The sequence below is a fragment of the Aristophania sp. ESL1142 genome (assembly GCF_058107345.1).
Genome location: NZ_JBYLUH010000001.1, coordinates 55,929 through 72,789 on the forward strand (window position 1 = coordinate 55,929; position 16,861 = coordinate 72,789).

General features: G+C 47.9%; 15 protein-coding genes. 6 read left to right on the top strand and 9 right to left on the bottom strand.

The genetic code is table 11. The annotated features are described in order from the left end of the window. Both AC3B6P_RS00240 and AC3B6P_RS00245 read right to left on the bottom strand, forming a co-directional pair. Entirely contained in the window at window positions 1–1,551 is a 1,551-nt protein-coding gene (locus tag AC3B6P_RS00240) for an ABC transporter substrate-binding protein/permease (protein ID WP_489804160.1), read from the bottom strand. After that, complete coding sequence (locus AC3B6P_RS00245) at window positions 1,548–2,321, bottom strand: amino acid ABC transporter ATP-binding protein (RefSeq protein ID WP_489804161.1); 774 nt, start codon at window positions 2,319–2,321, stop codon at window positions 1,548–1,550. Before AC3B6P_RS00245 ends, AC3B6P_RS00240 begins: the two co-directional genes overlap by 4 nt. 174 nt (window positions 2,322–2,495) lie before the next feature. On the opposite strand from AC3B6P_RS00245, the gene ccmA reads away from it, so the two are divergent. Next, entirely contained in the window at window positions 2,496–3,101 is a 606-nt protein-coding gene (ccmA, locus tag AC3B6P_RS00250; protein WP_489804162.1) for a heme ABC exporter ATP-binding protein CcmA, read from the top strand. Beyond that, window positions 3,098–3,763, top strand: coding sequence for a heme exporter protein CcmB (ccmB, locus tag AC3B6P_RS00255; RefSeq protein ID WP_489804163.1), 666 nt, complete (start codon window positions 3,098–3,100; stop codon window positions 3,761–3,763). The genes ccmA and ccmB overlap by 4 nt, the downstream gene beginning before the upstream one ends. A gap of 70 nt (window positions 3,764–3,833) precedes the next feature. Here ccmB and accC read toward each other — a convergent pair whose 3' ends face one another. The 3 genes from accC to aroQ are packed head-to-tail and all read right to left on the bottom strand — an operon-like array spanning window position 3,834 to window position 6,098. Next, entirely contained in the window at window positions 3,834–5,186 is a 1,353-nt protein-coding gene (gene accC / locus AC3B6P_RS00260; RefSeq protein ID WP_489804164.1) for an acetyl-CoA carboxylase biotin carboxylase subunit, read from the bottom strand. A gap of 4 nt (window positions 5,187–5,190) precedes the next feature. After that, a complete protein-coding gene (locus AC3B6P_RS00265) occupies window positions 5,191–5,652 on the bottom strand; it encodes an acetyl-CoA carboxylase biotin carboxyl carrier protein (protein ID WP_489804165.1) in 462 nt (153 codons plus the stop codon). Next, window positions 5,649–6,098, bottom strand: coding sequence for a type II 3-dehydroquinate dehydratase (aroQ, locus tag AC3B6P_RS00270; RefSeq protein ID WP_489805503.1), 450 nt, complete (start codon window positions 6,096–6,098; stop codon window positions 5,649–5,651). Before aroQ ends, AC3B6P_RS00265 begins: the two co-directional genes overlap by 4 nt. An 84-nt stretch (window positions 6,099–6,182) precedes the next feature. On the opposite strand from aroQ, the gene AC3B6P_RS00275 reads away from it, so the two are divergent. Continuing rightward, window positions 6,183–6,674, top strand: coding sequence for a septal ring lytic transglycosylase RlpA family protein (locus AC3B6P_RS00275; protein ID WP_489804166.1), 492 nt, complete (start codon window positions 6,183–6,185; stop codon window positions 6,672–6,674). Here the strand turns inward: AC3B6P_RS00275 and AC3B6P_RS00280 are convergent. After that, the gene (locus AC3B6P_RS00280) at window positions 6,662–7,567 is read right to left on the bottom strand and encodes a YihY/virulence factor BrkB family protein (protein ID WP_489805504.1); all 906 of its coding nucleotides are present in this window, start codon (window positions 7,565–7,567) and stop codon (window positions 6,662–6,664) included. The two genes, AC3B6P_RS00275 and AC3B6P_RS00280, sit on opposite strands and share 13 nt — an antisense overlap. A 419-nt stretch (window positions 7,568–7,986) precedes the next feature. On the opposite strand from AC3B6P_RS00280, the gene AC3B6P_RS00285 reads away from it, so the two are divergent. Continuing rightward, window positions 7,987–9,126: a type III PLP-dependent enzyme gene (locus AC3B6P_RS00285; protein WP_489804167.1), complete on the top strand. Its 1,140-nt coding sequence runs from the start codon at window positions 7,987–7,989 to the stop codon at window positions 9,124–9,126. Window positions 9,127–9,182: 56 nt separating this feature from the next. Here AC3B6P_RS00285 and AC3B6P_RS00290 read toward each other — a convergent pair whose 3' ends face one another. Both AC3B6P_RS00290 and AC3B6P_RS00295 read right to left on the bottom strand, forming a co-directional pair. After that, complete coding sequence (locus tag AC3B6P_RS00290) at window positions 9,183–9,935, bottom strand: aspartyl/asparaginyl beta-hydroxylase domain-containing protein (RefSeq protein WP_489804168.1); 753 nt, start codon at window positions 9,933–9,935, stop codon at window positions 9,183–9,185. A gap of 160 nt (window positions 9,936–10,095) precedes the next feature. After that, window positions 10,096–11,907: an ABC transporter ATP-binding protein gene (locus AC3B6P_RS00295; protein ID WP_489804169.1), complete on the bottom strand. Its 1,812-nt coding sequence runs from the start codon at window positions 11,905–11,907 to the stop codon at window positions 10,096–10,098. 105 nt (window positions 11,908–12,012) lie between these two features. Between AC3B6P_RS00295 and nth the strand changes: the two genes are divergently transcribed. After that, a complete protein-coding gene (gene nth / locus AC3B6P_RS00300; protein WP_489804170.1) occupies window positions 12,013–12,762 on the top strand; it encodes an endonuclease III in 750 nt (249 codons plus the stop codon). Here the strand turns inward: nth and AC3B6P_RS00305 are convergent. Continuing rightward, complete coding sequence (locus AC3B6P_RS00305) at window positions 12,707–14,893, bottom strand: ComEC/Rec2 family competence protein (RefSeq protein ID WP_489804171.1); 2,187 nt, start codon at window positions 14,891–14,893, stop codon at window positions 12,707–12,709. The two genes, nth and AC3B6P_RS00305, sit on opposite strands and share 56 nt — an antisense overlap. An 872-nt stretch (window positions 14,894–15,765) precedes the next feature. On the opposite strand from AC3B6P_RS00305, the gene AC3B6P_RS00310 reads away from it, so the two are divergent. After that, a complete protein-coding gene (locus AC3B6P_RS00310) occupies window positions 15,766–16,041 on the top strand; it encodes a hypothetical protein (protein WP_489804172.1) in 276 nt (91 codons plus the stop codon). Window positions 16,042–16,861: the final 820 nt, after the last annotated feature.

The window sequence follows — 16,861 nt, forward strand, 5'->3', positions numbered from 1 at the left end:
TTAATGATGCCCCTGATGAATTGCCTTACCCATACGCTTTTCAGCCATATGGGCCAGACGGACAAAGGGCAGGCCCACAAGAAGGTAAGCTGCCCCCACCATCAGACCGGTACCGATATAATCATAATAGGTAGAGGAAAGACGGATATAGGTCTGACTGAGTTCCGTTAACGTAATCACAGACACTAAGGAACTGTCTTTCAGTAAAGAAATAAAATCGTTTGTCATGACAGGGACAACGGTCCTGAAAGCCTGCGGCACAACCACCAGACGCAAAGCCTGAAAATGGGTCATATTTAACGCAATGGCAGCTTCCATTTGCCCACGTGGCACAGAAAGGAGACCAGCACGATAATTTTCAGCCTCATAAGCTGCGTAATTCAACCCCAGAGCTACAACACCAGCAAAAAAAGGTGACAGCCTTATTCCCAAAGTGGGCAAACCATAAAAAATAAAGAGTATCTGGATCAGGAGCGGCGTACCACGGACAATCTCAATATATAAACCTGCTAGAAAACGAAGGGACGTAGCCCCATAATGTCGCAACAGGGCAAGCCCTACTCCCAGAACAACGGCTATGATCATGGCCAGAGCTGAAACAGCAAGCGTCATGAGCATCCCTTCCCCAATCAGAGGAAGAAAACTCATATAACGGTGCATTAAAGCCCATGTGCTGCCATCAGATATACCGGCCATTACTGTCCGGTATCGTTCCCATGCAACAGGCTGAACAGGCGAGACTGAGCTATCGCCTGTATAATGGGCCATTTGAGGAGTCCAGAGATTCCACTTTGCCAGAATGTCATGCAGCTTTCCATTCTGGATCAATATCATCAATGCCTGATCGACCGCATCACGCAAGGCAGGGTTCGATTTTGAAAACGCAATACCATAAGCAATTTCACCTACTGGTTTGCCAACAATTTCCATATCAGCCGAGCAATAATAAAGCGCAATAGGCTCATCAATCAAAATAGCGTCCAGCCGCCCCGTCCTGAGATCCGTAAAAAGATTGGTCTCTTCATCATAAGCCCTGAAATTTTTAGCATCCTGCTGCATCAGAAGGCGCTCAGCAGCTGTACTTTTTATGGTGCCTATAATGTGTCCTTTTAAGGACTCAAGTGTTTCAAGGCCCTTCGTCCCCTTACGCACGACAATCCGGTCCGTTGTCACATAATAGGGACGACTGAAAAGCACTGCAGCCTTATGCTCAGGGGTCATCTCGATCCCATCAATGACCATTGCATAGAGATCGCGTGACAGACCAGGAATGAGCCCCTCCCATCCATTTTGCACAAAACGTGAATTACGATGCAGAAGAGGCGCAATTTCATTCATCAGATCATATTCAAAACCAGTAATATGACGATCATCAGCAGGGTCATGAAAGACGTAAGGGACATTTGCCTCCCCATCCGAAGACCAGGGTAGATCTGCCTCATTTTGTGCCCCGGGCACAGAATAAGCCGCAATTTCTGCCCGCGATAAACAGGGCAGAAATGACAGGGCAGCGAATAGACAGAGCAGAAAAAATGGTCTCCACTTAATCATGAAAGAAGAGTCCTCAAAAAACGGCGTGTCCGCACTTCCTGTGGATGAACAAAAATTTGATCAGGGCTTCCACTTTCAACAATTTCGCCGCCCTCCAGATATAAAACCCTATCTGAAGCTGCTCTGGCAAAACGCATATCATGGGTCACGACAAGCTGGGTCATACCCTCTTCGTCCAATGCGCGCATGACCGACAGAACCTCTTCAGAAAGCTCCGGGTCCAAGGCCGAAGTCGGTTCATCATAAAGCATAACAGAGGGCCGCATAGCCAAAGCACGAGCAATGGCGGCACGTTGTTTCTGCCCCCCTGACAGTCGGTCAGGGTAACGGTTAACGGCCTCTTTAAGTCCTACTTTCTGTAATAATTCCATGGCAATCTCTTCGGCCTGCGCGGGAGCCATTTTTTTGACATGCACCGGAGCCATGACAATATTTTCCAACACCGTAAGATGAGGAAACAGATTAAAAGATTGAAAGACCATTCCTACATGCGCACGCAATTTATGCGCCTGTGCTTCATCCTGCCGAGTCCAGCGACCTGAACAATTTAGACTGACATTTTCGATCTGGACTTCACCTGAATCAGGATGTTCTAGAAAATTCAAACAACGTAAAAATGTTGATTTCCCACATCCAGATGGACCGATGATCGAGATCAGATCACCACGCTCCACATCCAGAGACACACCTTTGAGGACTTCCTGTCCACTAAAGGATTTGGCAATTTTTTTGGCCTGTAATACCAGATCAGTCAGTTCAGGAATCCCCATTTTACAAAACAGAGCAAACCTGCTCGTTCACATTTCACCGTTATGCCCTTTGCTCATAACGAAAACTTGTTCTTTTTAAAACAATTTTACATCATCTTATTTCAACCCAGACTTCTCACAGAAGGGGAGTTCCTCTATTTTGGCCCGAGATTCATGTTCAGGCGGATTTTCTCCATGACGTCATCCTCCTTAATGGAGCTTTCATCGGTCTCCGTTTTCCGTGGAGAAAGACTCGTTTTAAAAAACGTCTCTGCAGAACTTAAAAAGGGGGAAGCACTCCTTCTTACTGGTCCCAATGGTGCTGGGAAATCCACTCTTCTTCGTGTGATTGCAGGTTTATGCCCTATTTCAGCCGGAACACTGAATCGCCCTGCAGATATTGCCTGGCTGGGGCATCTTGATGCTCTCAAACCTGCTTTAACTGTAGAGCAGAATTTACAGTTCAGCCTGAAACTCGGACAAGGAAACATGCAGGAATCTCTCGCAAACCTTTCCCTGACTTCCCTTGCAAATCGCCCTGTCCGACTCCTTTCAGCCGGGCAGAAAAGGCGTGTGGCTTTAGCGCGCATAACCTTGAGCAAAGCCCCCCTCTGGCTGCTGGATGAACCATCTGTCGGGCTGGATCAGACAAGCCTGGAACAGTTAGGCGTCCTCATGCGCACCCACCTGGCCCGCGGGGGCGGAATTATTGCCACCTCCCATGTTCCTCTTCCACTGGAACATCATCATATTCTTTCTTTGAAAGCTTCTCCCCTGCACCATAGAGAAAATGCCTCATGACACCGTTCAAGGCCCTATTAGAGCGAGAAATCCGTCTGGCCTTTTTCTTCGGTGCCGAAACTCTGGCCAGTCTGCTTTTCTTTATTTTATGTGCTGCTCTTTTTCCACTAGCTCTTGGCCCATCTCCTGCCATGCTTCATCAAATGGGGCCAGGGATCCTTTGGGTCTGTATATTTTTGGCCAGCTTTCCATCGCTTGAAAGACTTTTCAATCAGGATTTCGATGATGGCTCTCTCGACCAGCTGATGCTGTGCAGCGTACCTCCTTCAGGTGTAGCTTTTTCCAAAATCATCACACACTGGCTGACAACCGGCCTCCCTCTTCTTATTGCCGCTTTCCCCTTAAGTATCATGTTCGGACTGGAAGGCAGGGAACTTCCTCCTCTTTTCGCAAGTCTTACTATGGGAAGTGCCTCGCTCTCTCTTATTGGGGGAATGATTGCCTCTATCAGTCTGGGAGCAAGAAGAGGCAATATTCTATTACCCCTTTTGGGCCTTCCTTTAAGTGTCCCCGTTCTCATTTTCGGTGCGGCTGCCTCTTACGCAGTTCAGTTAGGTATATCACCTGCCTCAAACCTATATTTACTGGGAGCTTTTTTCTGCATTTGCCTGCCATTATGCCCTTTGGCTGCTGGCATGGGACTTAAGGAAGCCTGTCGCTAAAACAAAATCCCCGCTCAATGGCGGGGATCATGACAATTCAGATAAACACTGAATTTCCAAAAGGTAGTTTTCAGGAGACAGCGTTCAATCTAGCGACAAAATTTTCCAGCCAGTGAATTGTATAATCACCTTTCTGGAATTCTGGATCGGCCAGGATTTTCTGATGAAGCGGAATCACTGTTTTCACGCCATCTACAACACATTCTTCCAAAGCCCTTTGCATACGGGCAATCGCTTCCATCCTCGTTGGAGCATGGACAATCAACTTAGCAATCATGCTGTCATAATAAGGGGGAATCTTATAACCTGCATAAAGAGCGCTATCCATCCTGACCCCTAGACCACCAGGAGCATGGAACACATTAACCGTTCCTGGATTAGGCACAAAGGTCGCAGGATCTTCTGCTGTAATGCGGCATTCTATAGAATGTCCGTTCAGGTGAATATCTTCCTGACGATAAGAAAGCTTCTCACCAGCTGCAACACGTATCTGCTCACGCACCAGGTCAACGCCTGAGATCATTTCAGTCACAGGATGTTCAACCTGAAGACGTGTGTTCATTTCAATAAAACAGAAATGCCCATCCTGATAGAGGAACTCCAGTGTCCCGGCATTACGGTAACCCATTTTGGAAAGAGCTGCTGTAACAGTCGCCCCGATTTCATCGCGTTGCTCAGCCGTAATAGCTGGAGAACCTGCCTCTTCAAGCAATTTCTGATGACGACGTTGCAAGGAACAATCACGCTCACCAAGATGAATCACATTACCGAAATGATCACCAATAATCTGCAATTCAATATGACGGGGACGGTCGAGATATTTCTCGATATAAACATCCCCATTACCAAAAGCAGCCTGTGCTTCGGTCCGGGCGACACGCCAGGCTTCTGCAAGCTCACTTTCGTCATTAGCAACTTTCATGCCACGACCACCACCTCCAGCAGTGGCCTTGATAATAACCGGGTAGCCAACTTTTTCTGCCACCGAACGTGCCGTTTCAAGGTCATCAACCGCACCATCAGAGCCAGGCACAAGAGGCACGCCTAATGCTTCCATCGTTGTTTTGGCGGTGATTTTATCACCCATCATGCGGATATGTTCAGCCGTCGGACCAATAAAGGCAAGCCCATGTTCAACAACAGTTTCAGCAAAATCAGCATTTTCAGACAGGAAGCCGTAGCCTGGATGAATAGCCTCAGCTCCTGTAATGATTGCCGCTGATAAGATGGCCGGCACATTCAGGTAGGATTCGCGAGAATTGGGAGGGCCAATGCAAACTGCCTCATCTGCCAGGCGAACGTGCATGGCATCGGCATCAGCAGTAGAATGCACAGCAACCGTTTTAATACCCATTTCACGGCATGCCCTGAGAACCCTCAGAGCAATTTCGCCACGATTCGCAATAAGAATCTTGGAGAACATATGATTACTCAATAATAGCCAGAGGAGCCCCAAACTCTACTGGCTCTCCTGATGTCACACAGAATTTTGTTAATGTCCCAGCACGGGGAGCCTTGATCTGATTGAAGGTTTTCATAGCCTCAATCAGCATAATTGTCTGTCCAGCTGCCACTTGTGATCCTTCTGCCACAAAGGGAGGTGAAGACGGATCTGGCGTAAGATAAGCAACGCCCACCATAGGACTTGGCACAGCACCAGGATGAGATGCCGGATTCGTTTCCTTGGCCGGAATATTTGCAGGAGCTCCTGATGGCGCCGGTTCTGCGATTACAGGCGCTGCAACCGGGGCGGCAGCCTGCACCGTGACACTACGCGCCACACGAATGCGACTATCTGCCTCTACAACTTCAATTTCGGTCAGGCCTGTTTCAGTCAGAATATCGGCCAACGCCCGAATAGCCTCTTTATCCACGAGCATATGGCTCATCCTTCATCCTCTATTATGTCTGCCATCGCTTGCAATGCGTGGGCATAACCCCGCACGCCCAGCCCACAAATTACACCACGGGCAATTTGTGACACGTAACTATGATGACGAAACGCCTCGCGACGGTGAATATTTGAAATATGAACCTCAATCACAGGAAGGTCCACTGCATGAAGTGCATCCAGCAACGCGATGGAGGTATGGCTATAGGCAGCAGGATTAATCACAATACCGTTTGCACGACCGTGACATTCCTGCACCCAAGAAACCAACTCTCCCTCGCCATTTGTCTGGCGAAAATCAATTGCAACATCAAGCCGCTCAGCGGCCTGAATACATATCTGCTCGACATCATCAAGCGTTGCCTGGCCATATACATCTGGTTGACGTAAACCAAGCATATTGAGATTAGGTCCATTAAGGACTGCTATTAAAGGCCGTTTCATCAATCTGGCTGATAACATTTTCTTGTCTGTCAGGGAAGACAGTATATAATCCATAAAAGCGATTATATCTTATGAGGTGAGAGTATGTTGGGCTCACATCAGACAAAAATGATCCCCCAGAGAAATCTCAAAAGAAGATTCTTCCGTTCGCGTCTTGTACGCTACAGCATCGGGCTAAGTATTCTTTTAACGCTTCCTGCTCAAGCTATGGCGATTTCTGCTTCAAGAACGGCACCAGTCCGCAAAGCAGAGCAACGCTCATTTTTTCAGAAAGGGCTGGCAAGCTGGTATGAAGGCAGAACTAGAAGAACTTCGCGTCATATAACGCATAGTAAAAACAATCATGACAATCCCTCATTAACGGCGGCCCATCCTTTCCTCCCTTTTGGAACGAAATTACTAGTGCATTCGCCTAGTACAGGCCGCTCAGTCGTCGTTACCGTCAATGACCGTGGTCCTTATATAGGGAAGCGTATTATAGACCTCTCAAGAGCCGCTGCCGCAAAACTTGGCATCCTTAAAAGTGGTGTCACAAGGGTTGTCATCACCAAATATGTCCCTAATCATGAGACGTAATTTGCTCCCTGACTTTCTCTCTCAGCCTTCCCTCTCGCATATTTTTCCAGACTTGCGTTAAAAACAGCGCCGAAGATCACAACATAAGCACTGACGAAGAACCACATCATGACAGCAGCAACAGCGCCAAGAGGGCCGTATGTGGTGCTGTAACTGGCAAAATGTGAAACGTACCAGGAAAATGCAAGAGAGGCGACAACCCATAAGAGAGTGGCAATAGTAGCGCCCGGGACGATACGCCCCCAATGGGTCCAGTCACGGCAAGGAGCGAAGCGGTAAAACAGGCAGACGGATATAAAGACAAAAAGCAGCATAATAGAGGGAGCAAGCCAATGCACGATCACAGGCGTACTCTGATTGAGAAAAAACTGCATAATGTCAGGTAAATTACGAGAATCCAGCCCTAGATAGCCAAGATAACGCGGCAGATAGTCAATCAATGCAGGTGCAGCCACCATAAGAGCCAAGGTCAGACAGGCACCTAATACCGTGAGAATTGTTGTCCCGAAGGCGAGAAACTGGAACCGAAGGAAACTACGTGTCTCCTTGGCATCATAAGCCATATTCAATGCTGAAATCATGGCCCTGCTCCCAGCAGACGCCGTCCATAAAGCGATCGCCAGTGAGAAAAAAAGTCCCATCGTCAAAGAGGAATGAGGCTGCATGACCAGAACGTGAATCCGTTCGACAATTAACGTATAAGCTGCCGTTGGAAGCAAATTTTTCAAAACATGAAGCTGCGGTTCAACAGTTTGGAGATCGAAGGCCAGTCCATAAATGGAGATAGAAGCCGTCAAAGCAGGGAAAAGAGAAAGAGTCGCAAAAAAAGCACACCCAGCCGCCGAAAGGGAAGTCTGGCTATCTCCGCTGACAGCCATGATTTCACGCAGCACCCCAAGACGGCTCCGCTTCTTTTTTTTTCGAGCTGAGAGATGCTTGGTTTTAAGTGATTGATCCGATTCTGACACTTTTCTTCCTTATTTTTATAGATCTGACGACCCCCGGCTTTCTGCCCAAACTTCCCTAAAAACACCTAGGATAATTAGGGGAAAACCCTTTCTGGAACAAAAAAGTTGTATTCTATATAAATTTACTTGAATTAATTGTAAAAATGCGCTTTCTCCGCAACCACGCAGCAACGCACGTGCCACTGGCCCTATTTCGAGGTTACGCAACGACGTCAAGCGTTCTGGCTCCTTTCTTTAAAGCTTCGGCCTTGAAGGAAGGCACTTCGCCGGTCCGTTAGACCGTTTCGCAACATTCTGCTCCGATTTTTGATCGGACGGAATTCTTTATTTGGGACGTGAAGTTCATGACTCCTAAAATCAATCAGTTCCTTGCCGACAAGAACCCGGCAACCCCTTGTCTTATCGTCGATTTGGACAAGGTTGAGCAAAATTATCACATTTTGCAGACAGCCCTGCCTCAGGCTGAAATCTATTATGCCATGAAAGCTAATCCTTCCCCGGCAATCATTAAACGCCTTTATGCCTTGGGCAGCTTTTTTGATGTCGCCTCTATGGGGGAAATCAAAAGCTGCCTTGAAAATGGGATTCCTGTTGAACGCCTTTCATATGGCAACACTGTCAAATCCATTCAGTCCATCCAGGAAGCAAGAAAGCTTGGGGTAAAACTCTTCGCCTTTGATAGCGCTGAAGAACTCGAAAAGTTAGTTCAATACGCTCCTGGTGCCGAAGTTTATTGCCGCATCCGTGTCGTCAATGATGGTGCCGACTGGCCGCTTTCACGCAAATTTGGCACTGATAGCAGTCAGGCCATCAAATTACTCAGCCATGCTGTGCAAAAAGGGTTAAAACCCGTTGGGGTTTCCTTCCATGTAGGCAGCCAGCAGAAATCGGTTTCTGCCTATCAGATGGCAATCCGTCAGGCAGCGCAGATTTTCCAGACTCTGGAAGCTGAAGGAATCAAACTCGACTTCCTCAATCTCGGCGGTGGATTCCCGACACATTATAATGATGAAGTTCCCTCTCCTGAGAATTTTGGCACCACCATCACAGAGACGATGAACGAGCTTTTCCCCGCGGAAGCTCCCCGCCTTCTCATTGAACCAGGCCGGGCAATGGTCGGCAATGCAGGGATCGTCTGTTCGGAAGTCGTTCTGGCCAGCCAGCGTGATGAGCAAGGACTGGAACCACGGTGGGTCTATCTTGATATTGGCCGCTTTGGTGGACTGGCCGAAACAGAAGGCGAAGCAATTCGCTACCGCTTTGAAACGCCTTATGACAACACGACAAAAGGACTCGCCCCTCATGTAATGGCAGGTCCAACATGCGACAGCGCTGACGTCATGTATGAAAAAACACCCGTCATGCTGCCGCAGGAGCTGAAGAGCGGTGACAAAGTCATCATTCTTTCAACTGGCGCTTATGTCGCCAGCTATTGCTCGACCGGCTTTAACGGTTTTGCTCCCTTATCGGAATATTACCTGTAAAACCAGCTCATAAAAATAAGGGGAAACATTTCCCCTTATCTACCTCACCAGACGACTTAAACTTTTTCCAGCTCAGCCTGAATTTGATTCCAGCGTTCGATATTTGTTTTGACGTCTTTGACAAAGGCTGAATGACGAACTCCACCAAGGAAGAGTTTCTGCACGAAACGCCCAAAACCTTTAGTGGGTCGTTCAAACTGGATGAATAAAATGGCACGTAAATCGTCCGTGTCATTTTCGACACTATGCTGATAAGTATCATCAAAGACAAAAGCCTTGCCTTCCTGCCAGTTTATTTTGTGACCATCAATCATGATCCAGCATTTACGACCATCTTTAGGCACGACCAACCCCAAATGGCAGTTTAACATGCCTTTTGTGACCCCATAATGAGGATGTATCACCCCGTGAGGGTCCAGAACAGAAAAAAGGGCATTACAAAGCCCCGGAATCCCTGCCACAAGCTGCGCTGTTACAGGCGCCTTTGCACAATTTCCCGGCACTTTAATGCCATAACCATAGAGGAAGAATGATTTCCACCGTTCATCAGGCGCGATACGCCGATGATCTGGTGATAATTCCCTCAAAGCCGGGAGTGCCCCGCGCTCTGCCAGAATCTGCTGACATTCCTTAATAATGAGATCTGATGCCTCTTCCAACGCCTTCAGCCATGGAAAATTTTCAGCTTCAAGCATTGGGGCGTTGGAAACTAAAGAATCGCGCGCAATAAGCCTATTACATATTGGGCGCAGTTTTTTACCCAATCGGACCAGAAATGGTCGCTTGGGAATAGCGTTACTGCTTGCCACAGAAAGATATCCTTCCAGGAAACTCTTTAACTGCTCATAAATTAATAACGCTTTTATTTTTCTCAACTATTTTAAATAGTCCAAAAGCTCTTCAAAACATAATGTGACATATAAGCAACAGCATTACCCGTAACAAACGAAATAACGATAAAGTGCTTTTTTATAGCTCCGCATCCAGAGACTGTAACTGGACCAGATGCTGGTACACACCCTCCTTCTGCTTCATCAATGTCTCATGTGTGCCATCTTCAATAATTTTTCCGTGTTTGAATACCAGAATACGGTCAACATCACGCACAGTTGCCAGACGATGTGCCACGATAAAAACCGTTCGCCCCTGCATCAGACGGCTCATGGCCTGCTGAACCAGTTTTTCTGATTCAGAATCAAGGCTTGCTGTCGCTTCATCAAACAAAACAATTGGCGCATCTGCCAGAAAGGCCCGCGCAATGGCGATACGCTGGCGCTCTCCGCCTGAAAGCTTGACCCCGCGCTCCCCGACTAATGTATCGAACCCATCAGACAAGGTTTCGATAAAAGGCAGGGCATTTGCCATACGTGCGGCCTGAATAATTTCAGCACGCGTAGCACCTGGGCGCCCATAAGCAATATTTTCAGCCAGGGAACGATGAAAAAGCACCGGCTCCTGCGGCACAAGGGCAATATGGCGGCGCAGACTCTCCTGCGTCACAGAGGCGATGTCCTGGCCATCAATCGTGATATGCCCCCCCTGAACATCATAAAGACGCTGCAAAAGCCGCGTCAATGTCGTCTTTCCAGACCCGCTGGGACCGACTAACGCAATATGGGTACCGGGCTTGATTGTAAGGGACAGATCTTCATAAAGCGCCTTTTTCTGGGAAGGATAACGGAAAGTGACGTGGTCGAACCTGATCTCTCCATGTGAGAGTTTCAATGCAGGAGCGTTTTTTCTGTCCTCAACATCTGGACTAAGCGTAAAGAGTGCCACAAGTTCTTCCATCTCATTGACAGAACGCTGCACCTGGCTGACCTGCTGGCCCAGATCGCGCAGATAACCCTGAATCAGAAACATCATGGTCAATACATAGGCAACATCACCAGGGCCTGCTTTCCCCTCCCACCAGAACCACACAACCATGCCGATCAGCATCATCCGCATGATGAGAGATAATGTCGCTTGCGTATTGGCACTATTGGTCCCACGGATCCATCCCCGCAAGGTACGCCTGCTCCATATATACATGATTTTTGAAAGGTGGCGTTCTTCACGCTTTTCAGCGCCAAAGGCCTTCACCACTGCATTACAGGTAATAGAATCAGCCAGAGTGGCACCAAGCCGAGTGTCCCATTGATTGGACAATCTTGAAGCCGGCGCCACATAATAAAGTGTGAGCCAGATCGAAACGACTGCAAAAATCAGAACAGACAGCCCCAACACAGCCCCCATTAGAGGTGATTTGACGATCAGGACAGTCGTCGTGCCGATCAGGACTAGAAGTTCCGGGACGATCAGCAGCAAAATCATGTCATCAAATGTATCCAATGCCCAAATACCACGCGTCAGGCGGCGCACTGTGGAGCCAGCGAAACTGTTACTATGCCATTCAGAGGAAAAACGCTGCACACGGGCAAAAGCATCTCCCAAAATACGCTGCATCATGGCCAGAGTCATATGGCTGATGCCAATATAGGAAGAACGCCGGCCAAAAACCCCGATTATTCCAAGCACAAAAAGTCCGAGGACCATCCAGAAGGCATCATGCAGAAAATTGACATGGACATTCTGCCCCTCACGCACGGGATGAGAAATATCGCCAACCAGACGCCCTGCAAGCAAAGGTGTACAAATATCAGCGAATGTTGCCAGTGCCACCCCTCCCATTGTCCAGGCAAGAAACCAAGGGTGATGAAACCAGCGTTTGACAACAAAATGCACGATATCAACAAAAGAAACGGAAGATTTGTCTTTTTTAGTTTTGCTTGCAGGCATGAAGAGAATTATGTCCTTAAAAGTCGCACCTAATCTGATAGCTTATAGGCTATAAGATAATGTCACGACAGATGAATGCCAGATCAAGGGGAGTAAACGATTCATATGGCCCGCGCGACACCCCGGAAAACACCAAAAATGAGTCTGAAATCTGTCCGCGCCTTTATGGAGATTCTTGAGCAGGATCACCCTGATGCCCAGACAGAGCTGGTTTTCCATAATCCTTTTGAGCTTCTCGTCAGTGTCGTGCTTTCTGCCCAGGCGACCGATAAATCTGTCAATAAGGCAACAATCTCTCTTTTTGCCGAGGCCCCTTCTCCCCAGCTTATGGCCAGCCTGGGAGAAGAAGGAATTGCACGCCATATCCGTACAATCGGTCTATGGCGCGCCAAGGCCCATAATGTCGCCCTTCTCAGCCAGCAACTGCTTGAACGCCATGGGGGCGAGGTCCCCCATGACCGGGGCGCTCTGGAAGCCCTGGCCGGTGTCGGGCGCAAAACAGCCAATGTTGTATTGAATGTCGCCTTTGGAGAGCCGACCATGGCGGTGGATACGCATATTTTCCGTATCGGCAACCGCACCGGACTGGCACCGGGAAAAACGGTCCGCGCTGTGGAGGATGGTCTACTTGCACGTATCCCCCCTGACCTGCTCCCCAATGCCCATCATTGCCTAATCTTACATGGACGCTATCTCTGCAAGGCACGCACGCCGGAATGTTGGCGCTGTAGGGCGAAGGAATTTTGCCTCTTTAAAGAAAAAAATCTTTTCCCACCGCCAAAAACAACAAAACCCAAAATCACTCGGACTTCGCCAAAGGCAGCCCCGGATCTCCCTCCTGACCAGGCTCCATAACCCATAATCTCTGCCCACGCATCTGGCGGTCAGAAACAAGCCGCCATTTTCGCCTGGAAGAAGGATAGACAGCCCAGCTTCCCTCCTGCCAGAGAGCATAACGGTTGATTACGGGAACTTCCGGGCAGGGCGCGCTCTCTGGGGAGAGGTCAATCACCAGACTGAGCTGAGAGCAGGATGGACGGGTCTGTAAATCTGCCGGCAATTGCCTGTAATTGGGCCACATAACCCAGACAGCCCGGTTTTCATAAGTCAGAAGACACGCCCCCTTACGACATTCATCAGGAAAAGGCTTGAAAGGCAGAGCCATGGCTTTTTGCCAGTCCTCAAGGATATAATCCTGTTTTTTATGAGGTTTTACATAAAGATAATGGTGATTGTGGAAGAGGATTTCTCTCCCATCAGCTGAAATGAGAAAAACAGGTTTTTCTTCAATCCAGGGAGAGACCATTCCTCCACAGAGCAGAAACACCCCTACAAAACGGGCTTTTCCCCGCCACAGGCAAAAAAGACAAAGCCCGGGCAGAATCAGGACCAGCCCCCATGAAGGCAAATGAGGCACCGGGACACTGGCCAGAGGCACATGCGCCATAAAAGAGGCGCTGTAGCGTACCAGCTCAACGCCCCACCCCATCATCTCAAGAGGTATTTTTTCCAACCCCAGAGGCATAACCCCTAAGGAAACAATCCCCAAAGGCATGATCCAGAACCCCATCACGGGAACGGCAAGCATATTGGCAATAACAAACCAGGGTTGCAAAGCCCCGAAATGCGCCATGCTGATGGGCAGGACTGCTGAACCAGCCAGCAAGGATGTCAGGGCCAGAAAAATAAGAGGCAGCCCCACCCTCCCCCACATCCATGAACGCTGCCCCAGCTCTGAAAGAGGCCGGCGCAGGGTTTCATACCCCACGATCAGGCCCATGACAGCCATGAAGGACATCTGAAATGAAACATCAAAAATGCGGGAAGGATGCGTTACTTCCAACACAACCGCAACAAGGGCCAGAGAGCGCAGTGACAGGGCCTTCCGCCCTGCCAGCATGGCCAGAACCACCAGACCCGCCATTCCCAATGCCCTTAGACCCGGGAGATGAAACCCCGTCAAAGCAACATAAACAGCCCCCATAACCAACGCTGTGACATAAGCGATCGTCCGGCATGGCCAATAAAGTGCCAGATAGGATGAACGTGCAAGCAAGGCGCGTACTGTAAAAGCACAGAACGCCATGACCAAACCGAGATGAAGCCCGGCAACCGCCAGCAGATGAGCCAGTCCTGAAGCAGCAAAATCCTGCCGCGTCTGCGAAGAAAGCAATGACGTCTCCCCACAGAGGACAGTCGCGACAAATGCACCATTCTGACCGGAAAGGATTCTACTGATCCGCCCCGCAATATGCTCTCTCAAAGCCGTCCAGCGCAGTAAATAAGGGTCATGTAAGGAGGATGCTGTTTCAATAATCACAGCAGAAAGGGCCCGTCCCCCTCCTCCCCTGCCGGAAAACCAGCTCGTCCGCTGGAAATCCATCCCGGAGGGAAAGGCTGGAGGAGGTGTTTTTTTCAGAACCGCCTTGACCCTGACCACATCCCCCGTTTTTGCGTGTAAGGCTTCTCCTGGTTTGAGGAAGATACGCAATGTCCGCTCCAGAGGGAGCGGTCTCTCTTCCGAAGAAGAGATGAAAACCACATTTTTCAAAGTGATACGCCATCGCCCCAGCTCTGGACGCTCCCGATTAAAACGCGCATCGCCAAAGCGTGGGGGAAGAAATTCTGACTGTGTGACCATCCCCTTGATCCACACCCCCTGAAAAGGCAGAGCCGGGATGGGCGGTTGGAGATGCGCCTCTCCATAAGCGAGCAGAAACCCCACCATAACAGAGGCAGACCCAGCCCCAATGACCCTAAAAAGCAAGGGATAGGCACACTCAGGGCGGGCAATAAACCACAAACCAACACCAGCTATAAGTGCTAGACTTGCGAAAAACAGACTATAAAAACCCGGCTCTTGCCTAAGTGTAAAATAAAGGGCGCTTCCCAGCCCTGATAAAACAGGAATCCAGCAGAAAAGCTTGCGCCCCTGCCTTGCCAGATTTTTTTCAGAAAAACTTAGCAATAATTCACAAACAGCCAATGATTGATAACTCTAGATGAGCAGAACCTGTCTGATTTATATTTCATGAAGCATGTAAAAATAAATGAAATTTTAATAAAAATTAACGAGATATTAAAAGTGTCAATCCCCCTTTATGCCCTCATCATTGATAAAAAAACTCATAAGACTTTCTGACTATCTGATAAAAAATTATGAAATAACAACTAGATATACATCACACAATGATGACAGACTTTATAAATATAATCATACGACCGGCATGAATATTACCAACAAGAATATAATTACCAATTCATTAAGAAATAAATGCTATGATGAGATTATCCTCATTGACAATGAGCAATGGAAATCTGCTCGATTTTAAAATGGACTGACAGATATGTCTTATGAAAACAATAAATACTCCATTGATGATATTCTCTTTATAGATATAAATATTAGAATGATATGATGCCAATAATTTCCTCCCACTCAATGGAACCATTTATGATTTAACGAATAAATTTTTATAGAAAAATGGATTACTTATGTCTTTTTATGTAGATCCGTCATAAATTACAAAGTGTTTACAAACGATATGTTTCCGATTTAGATATTATACAGCATAAACTTTGAAAATGTTATTGACTTTGATATAATTGTATCTAGCACTTAACATAAATGATCCCCAGAATATTTTCCATGAAGATAAGGAAGAGTTATTTTCAGATAATTATCAATAATCTCTCACTAATGGCTTTTTTCTATCAAAACCCTTTTAAATTACAAGTAATTCCACCAGGGCTATAAACAACTTGACTTACATATCATGAAGCGCAATGAATAAGGCAGGTCACAAAGGTGTAGCAGCACCTCTGTGACCTTAACCACGAACCGAAAGGAACTCGGCCATGGCTATCCATGCTGTTAGCACGCCTGCGCGCGCAAAATCCAGACGTGCACCTCCTCTCTTGAGGCTGGGTAAAGCAGTAGGTCGTTCTTATGGTAACGCTTTACGAGTTTTTCGTAAAAAAATGTTACCTGTTAAGAAATATACATTCCTTACGCACAACCCTCCTGATAATCTGGAAGAAGAGGCTCCAAAAAATGGCTTATATCGGGAAGCCAGTAGCCTCTTTCTTGCAGAGAAGGTGCGTGCGTTAAAGGAAGGTTTGCCAACACCATAGGCTGCCATTTCTGGAATGACCGGCCATGAAAGCAGAATTTTTGCTTTCATGGCCTGGATAGCAGAGATATGATTTAAAGAATTTCCTAAAAAGTCCTTAAAACTTCCTGCCCTGAAACCAGATCTGCAACCCTACACCAGATAATCCCTCCTCCCCCCTTGCGTTTTTCTGTAAAGATAAGGGACTATTTCTTCGGATAATTATTCATAGTCTCTTACTACTGGCTTTATTTTATCAAAACCCTCTTAAATTAGGCTATCCAGCATATCGAGGTTGATGGCGCCTGATTTTGTCCACCATCGGCATTAAGGGTGAAGAAAGAGCATCTCATGCTGCCTGCTAACCCGGAAAATTCCGAAGACCGCGCAATATCCATCGAAGGCATGAAGCGTGGGCAAAGGACGCGACTGATCCGTAAATCGTCACGACCTCGGTCTGTCTTAGGTCGAATTTACCAGCTGTTTTCCGCGCTCCTGTCGGCACATTACGGAACTGGAAGCAGGCACGGGCAATGGTTCCCGACTTCGCTATAGCCTAATTAAGGTCATCGGACGGCACCCTGATATGGTGGCGCAGACGGCAGCCTGAGATTCAGCCCATCACTCCCAAACGCCAGATAGTCTTAAATTACCAAGTAATTCTACCAATGCTATAAACAGCTTGACTTAACACATCATGAAGCGCGACGAATAAGGCAGGCCACAAAGGTGCTGGAACACCCCAGTGGCCCTAACCACGAACCGAAAGGACGTCCGGCTATGGCTGTCCATGCTGTTAGCACGCCTGCGCGCGCGCAATCCAGTAATATACGCGCTCTCTT

What these genes read in the sequence shown, in the direction of transcription:
- AC3B6P_RS00240 (WP_489804160.1), bottom strand. Translation starts at nt 1,551, where the DNA reads ATGATTAAGTGGAGACCATTTTTTCTGCTCTGTCTATTCGCTGCCCTG.
- AC3B6P_RS00245 (WP_489804161.1), bottom strand. Translation starts at nt 2,321, where the DNA reads ATGGGGATTCCTGAACTGACTGATCTGGTATTACAGGCCAAAAAAATT.
- ccmA (WP_489804162.1), top strand. Translation starts at nt 2,496, where the DNA reads ATGACGTCATCCTCCTTAATGGAGCTTTCATCGGTCTCCGTTTTCCGT.
- ccmB (WP_489804163.1), top strand. Translation starts at nt 3,098, where the DNA reads ATGACACCGTTCAAGGCCCTATTAGAGCGAGAAATCCGTCTGGCCTTT.
- accC (WP_489804164.1), bottom strand. Translation starts at nt 5,186, where the DNA reads ATGTTCTCCAAGATTCTTATTGCGAATCGTGGCGAAATTGCTCTGAGG.
- AC3B6P_RS00265 (WP_489804165.1), bottom strand. Translation starts at nt 5,652, where the DNA reads ATGAGCCATATGCTCGTGGATAAAGAGGCTATTCGGGCGTTGGCCGAT.
- aroQ (WP_489805503.1), bottom strand. Translation starts at nt 6,098, where the DNA reads ATGAAACGGCCTTTAATAGCAGTCCTTAATGGACCTAATCTCAATATG.
- AC3B6P_RS00275 (WP_489804166.1), top strand. Translation starts at nt 6,183, where the DNA reads ATGTTGGGCTCACATCAGACAAAAATGATCCCCCAGAGAAATCTCAAA.
- AC3B6P_RS00285 (WP_489804167.1), top strand. Translation starts at nt 7,987, where the DNA reads ATGACTCCTAAAATCAATCAGTTCCTTGCCGACAAGAACCCGGCAACC.
- AC3B6P_RS00295 (WP_489804169.1), bottom strand. Translation starts at nt 11,907, where the DNA reads ATGCCTGCAAGCAAAACTAAAAAAGACAAATCTTCCGTTTCTTTTGTT.
- nth (WP_489804170.1), top strand. Translation starts at nt 12,013, where the DNA reads ATGGCCCGCGCGACACCCCGGAAAACACCAAAAATGAGTCTGAAATCT.
- AC3B6P_RS00310 (WP_489804172.1), top strand. Translation starts at nt 15,766, where the DNA reads ATGGCTATCCATGCTGTTAGCACGCCTGCGCGCGCAAAATCCAGACGT.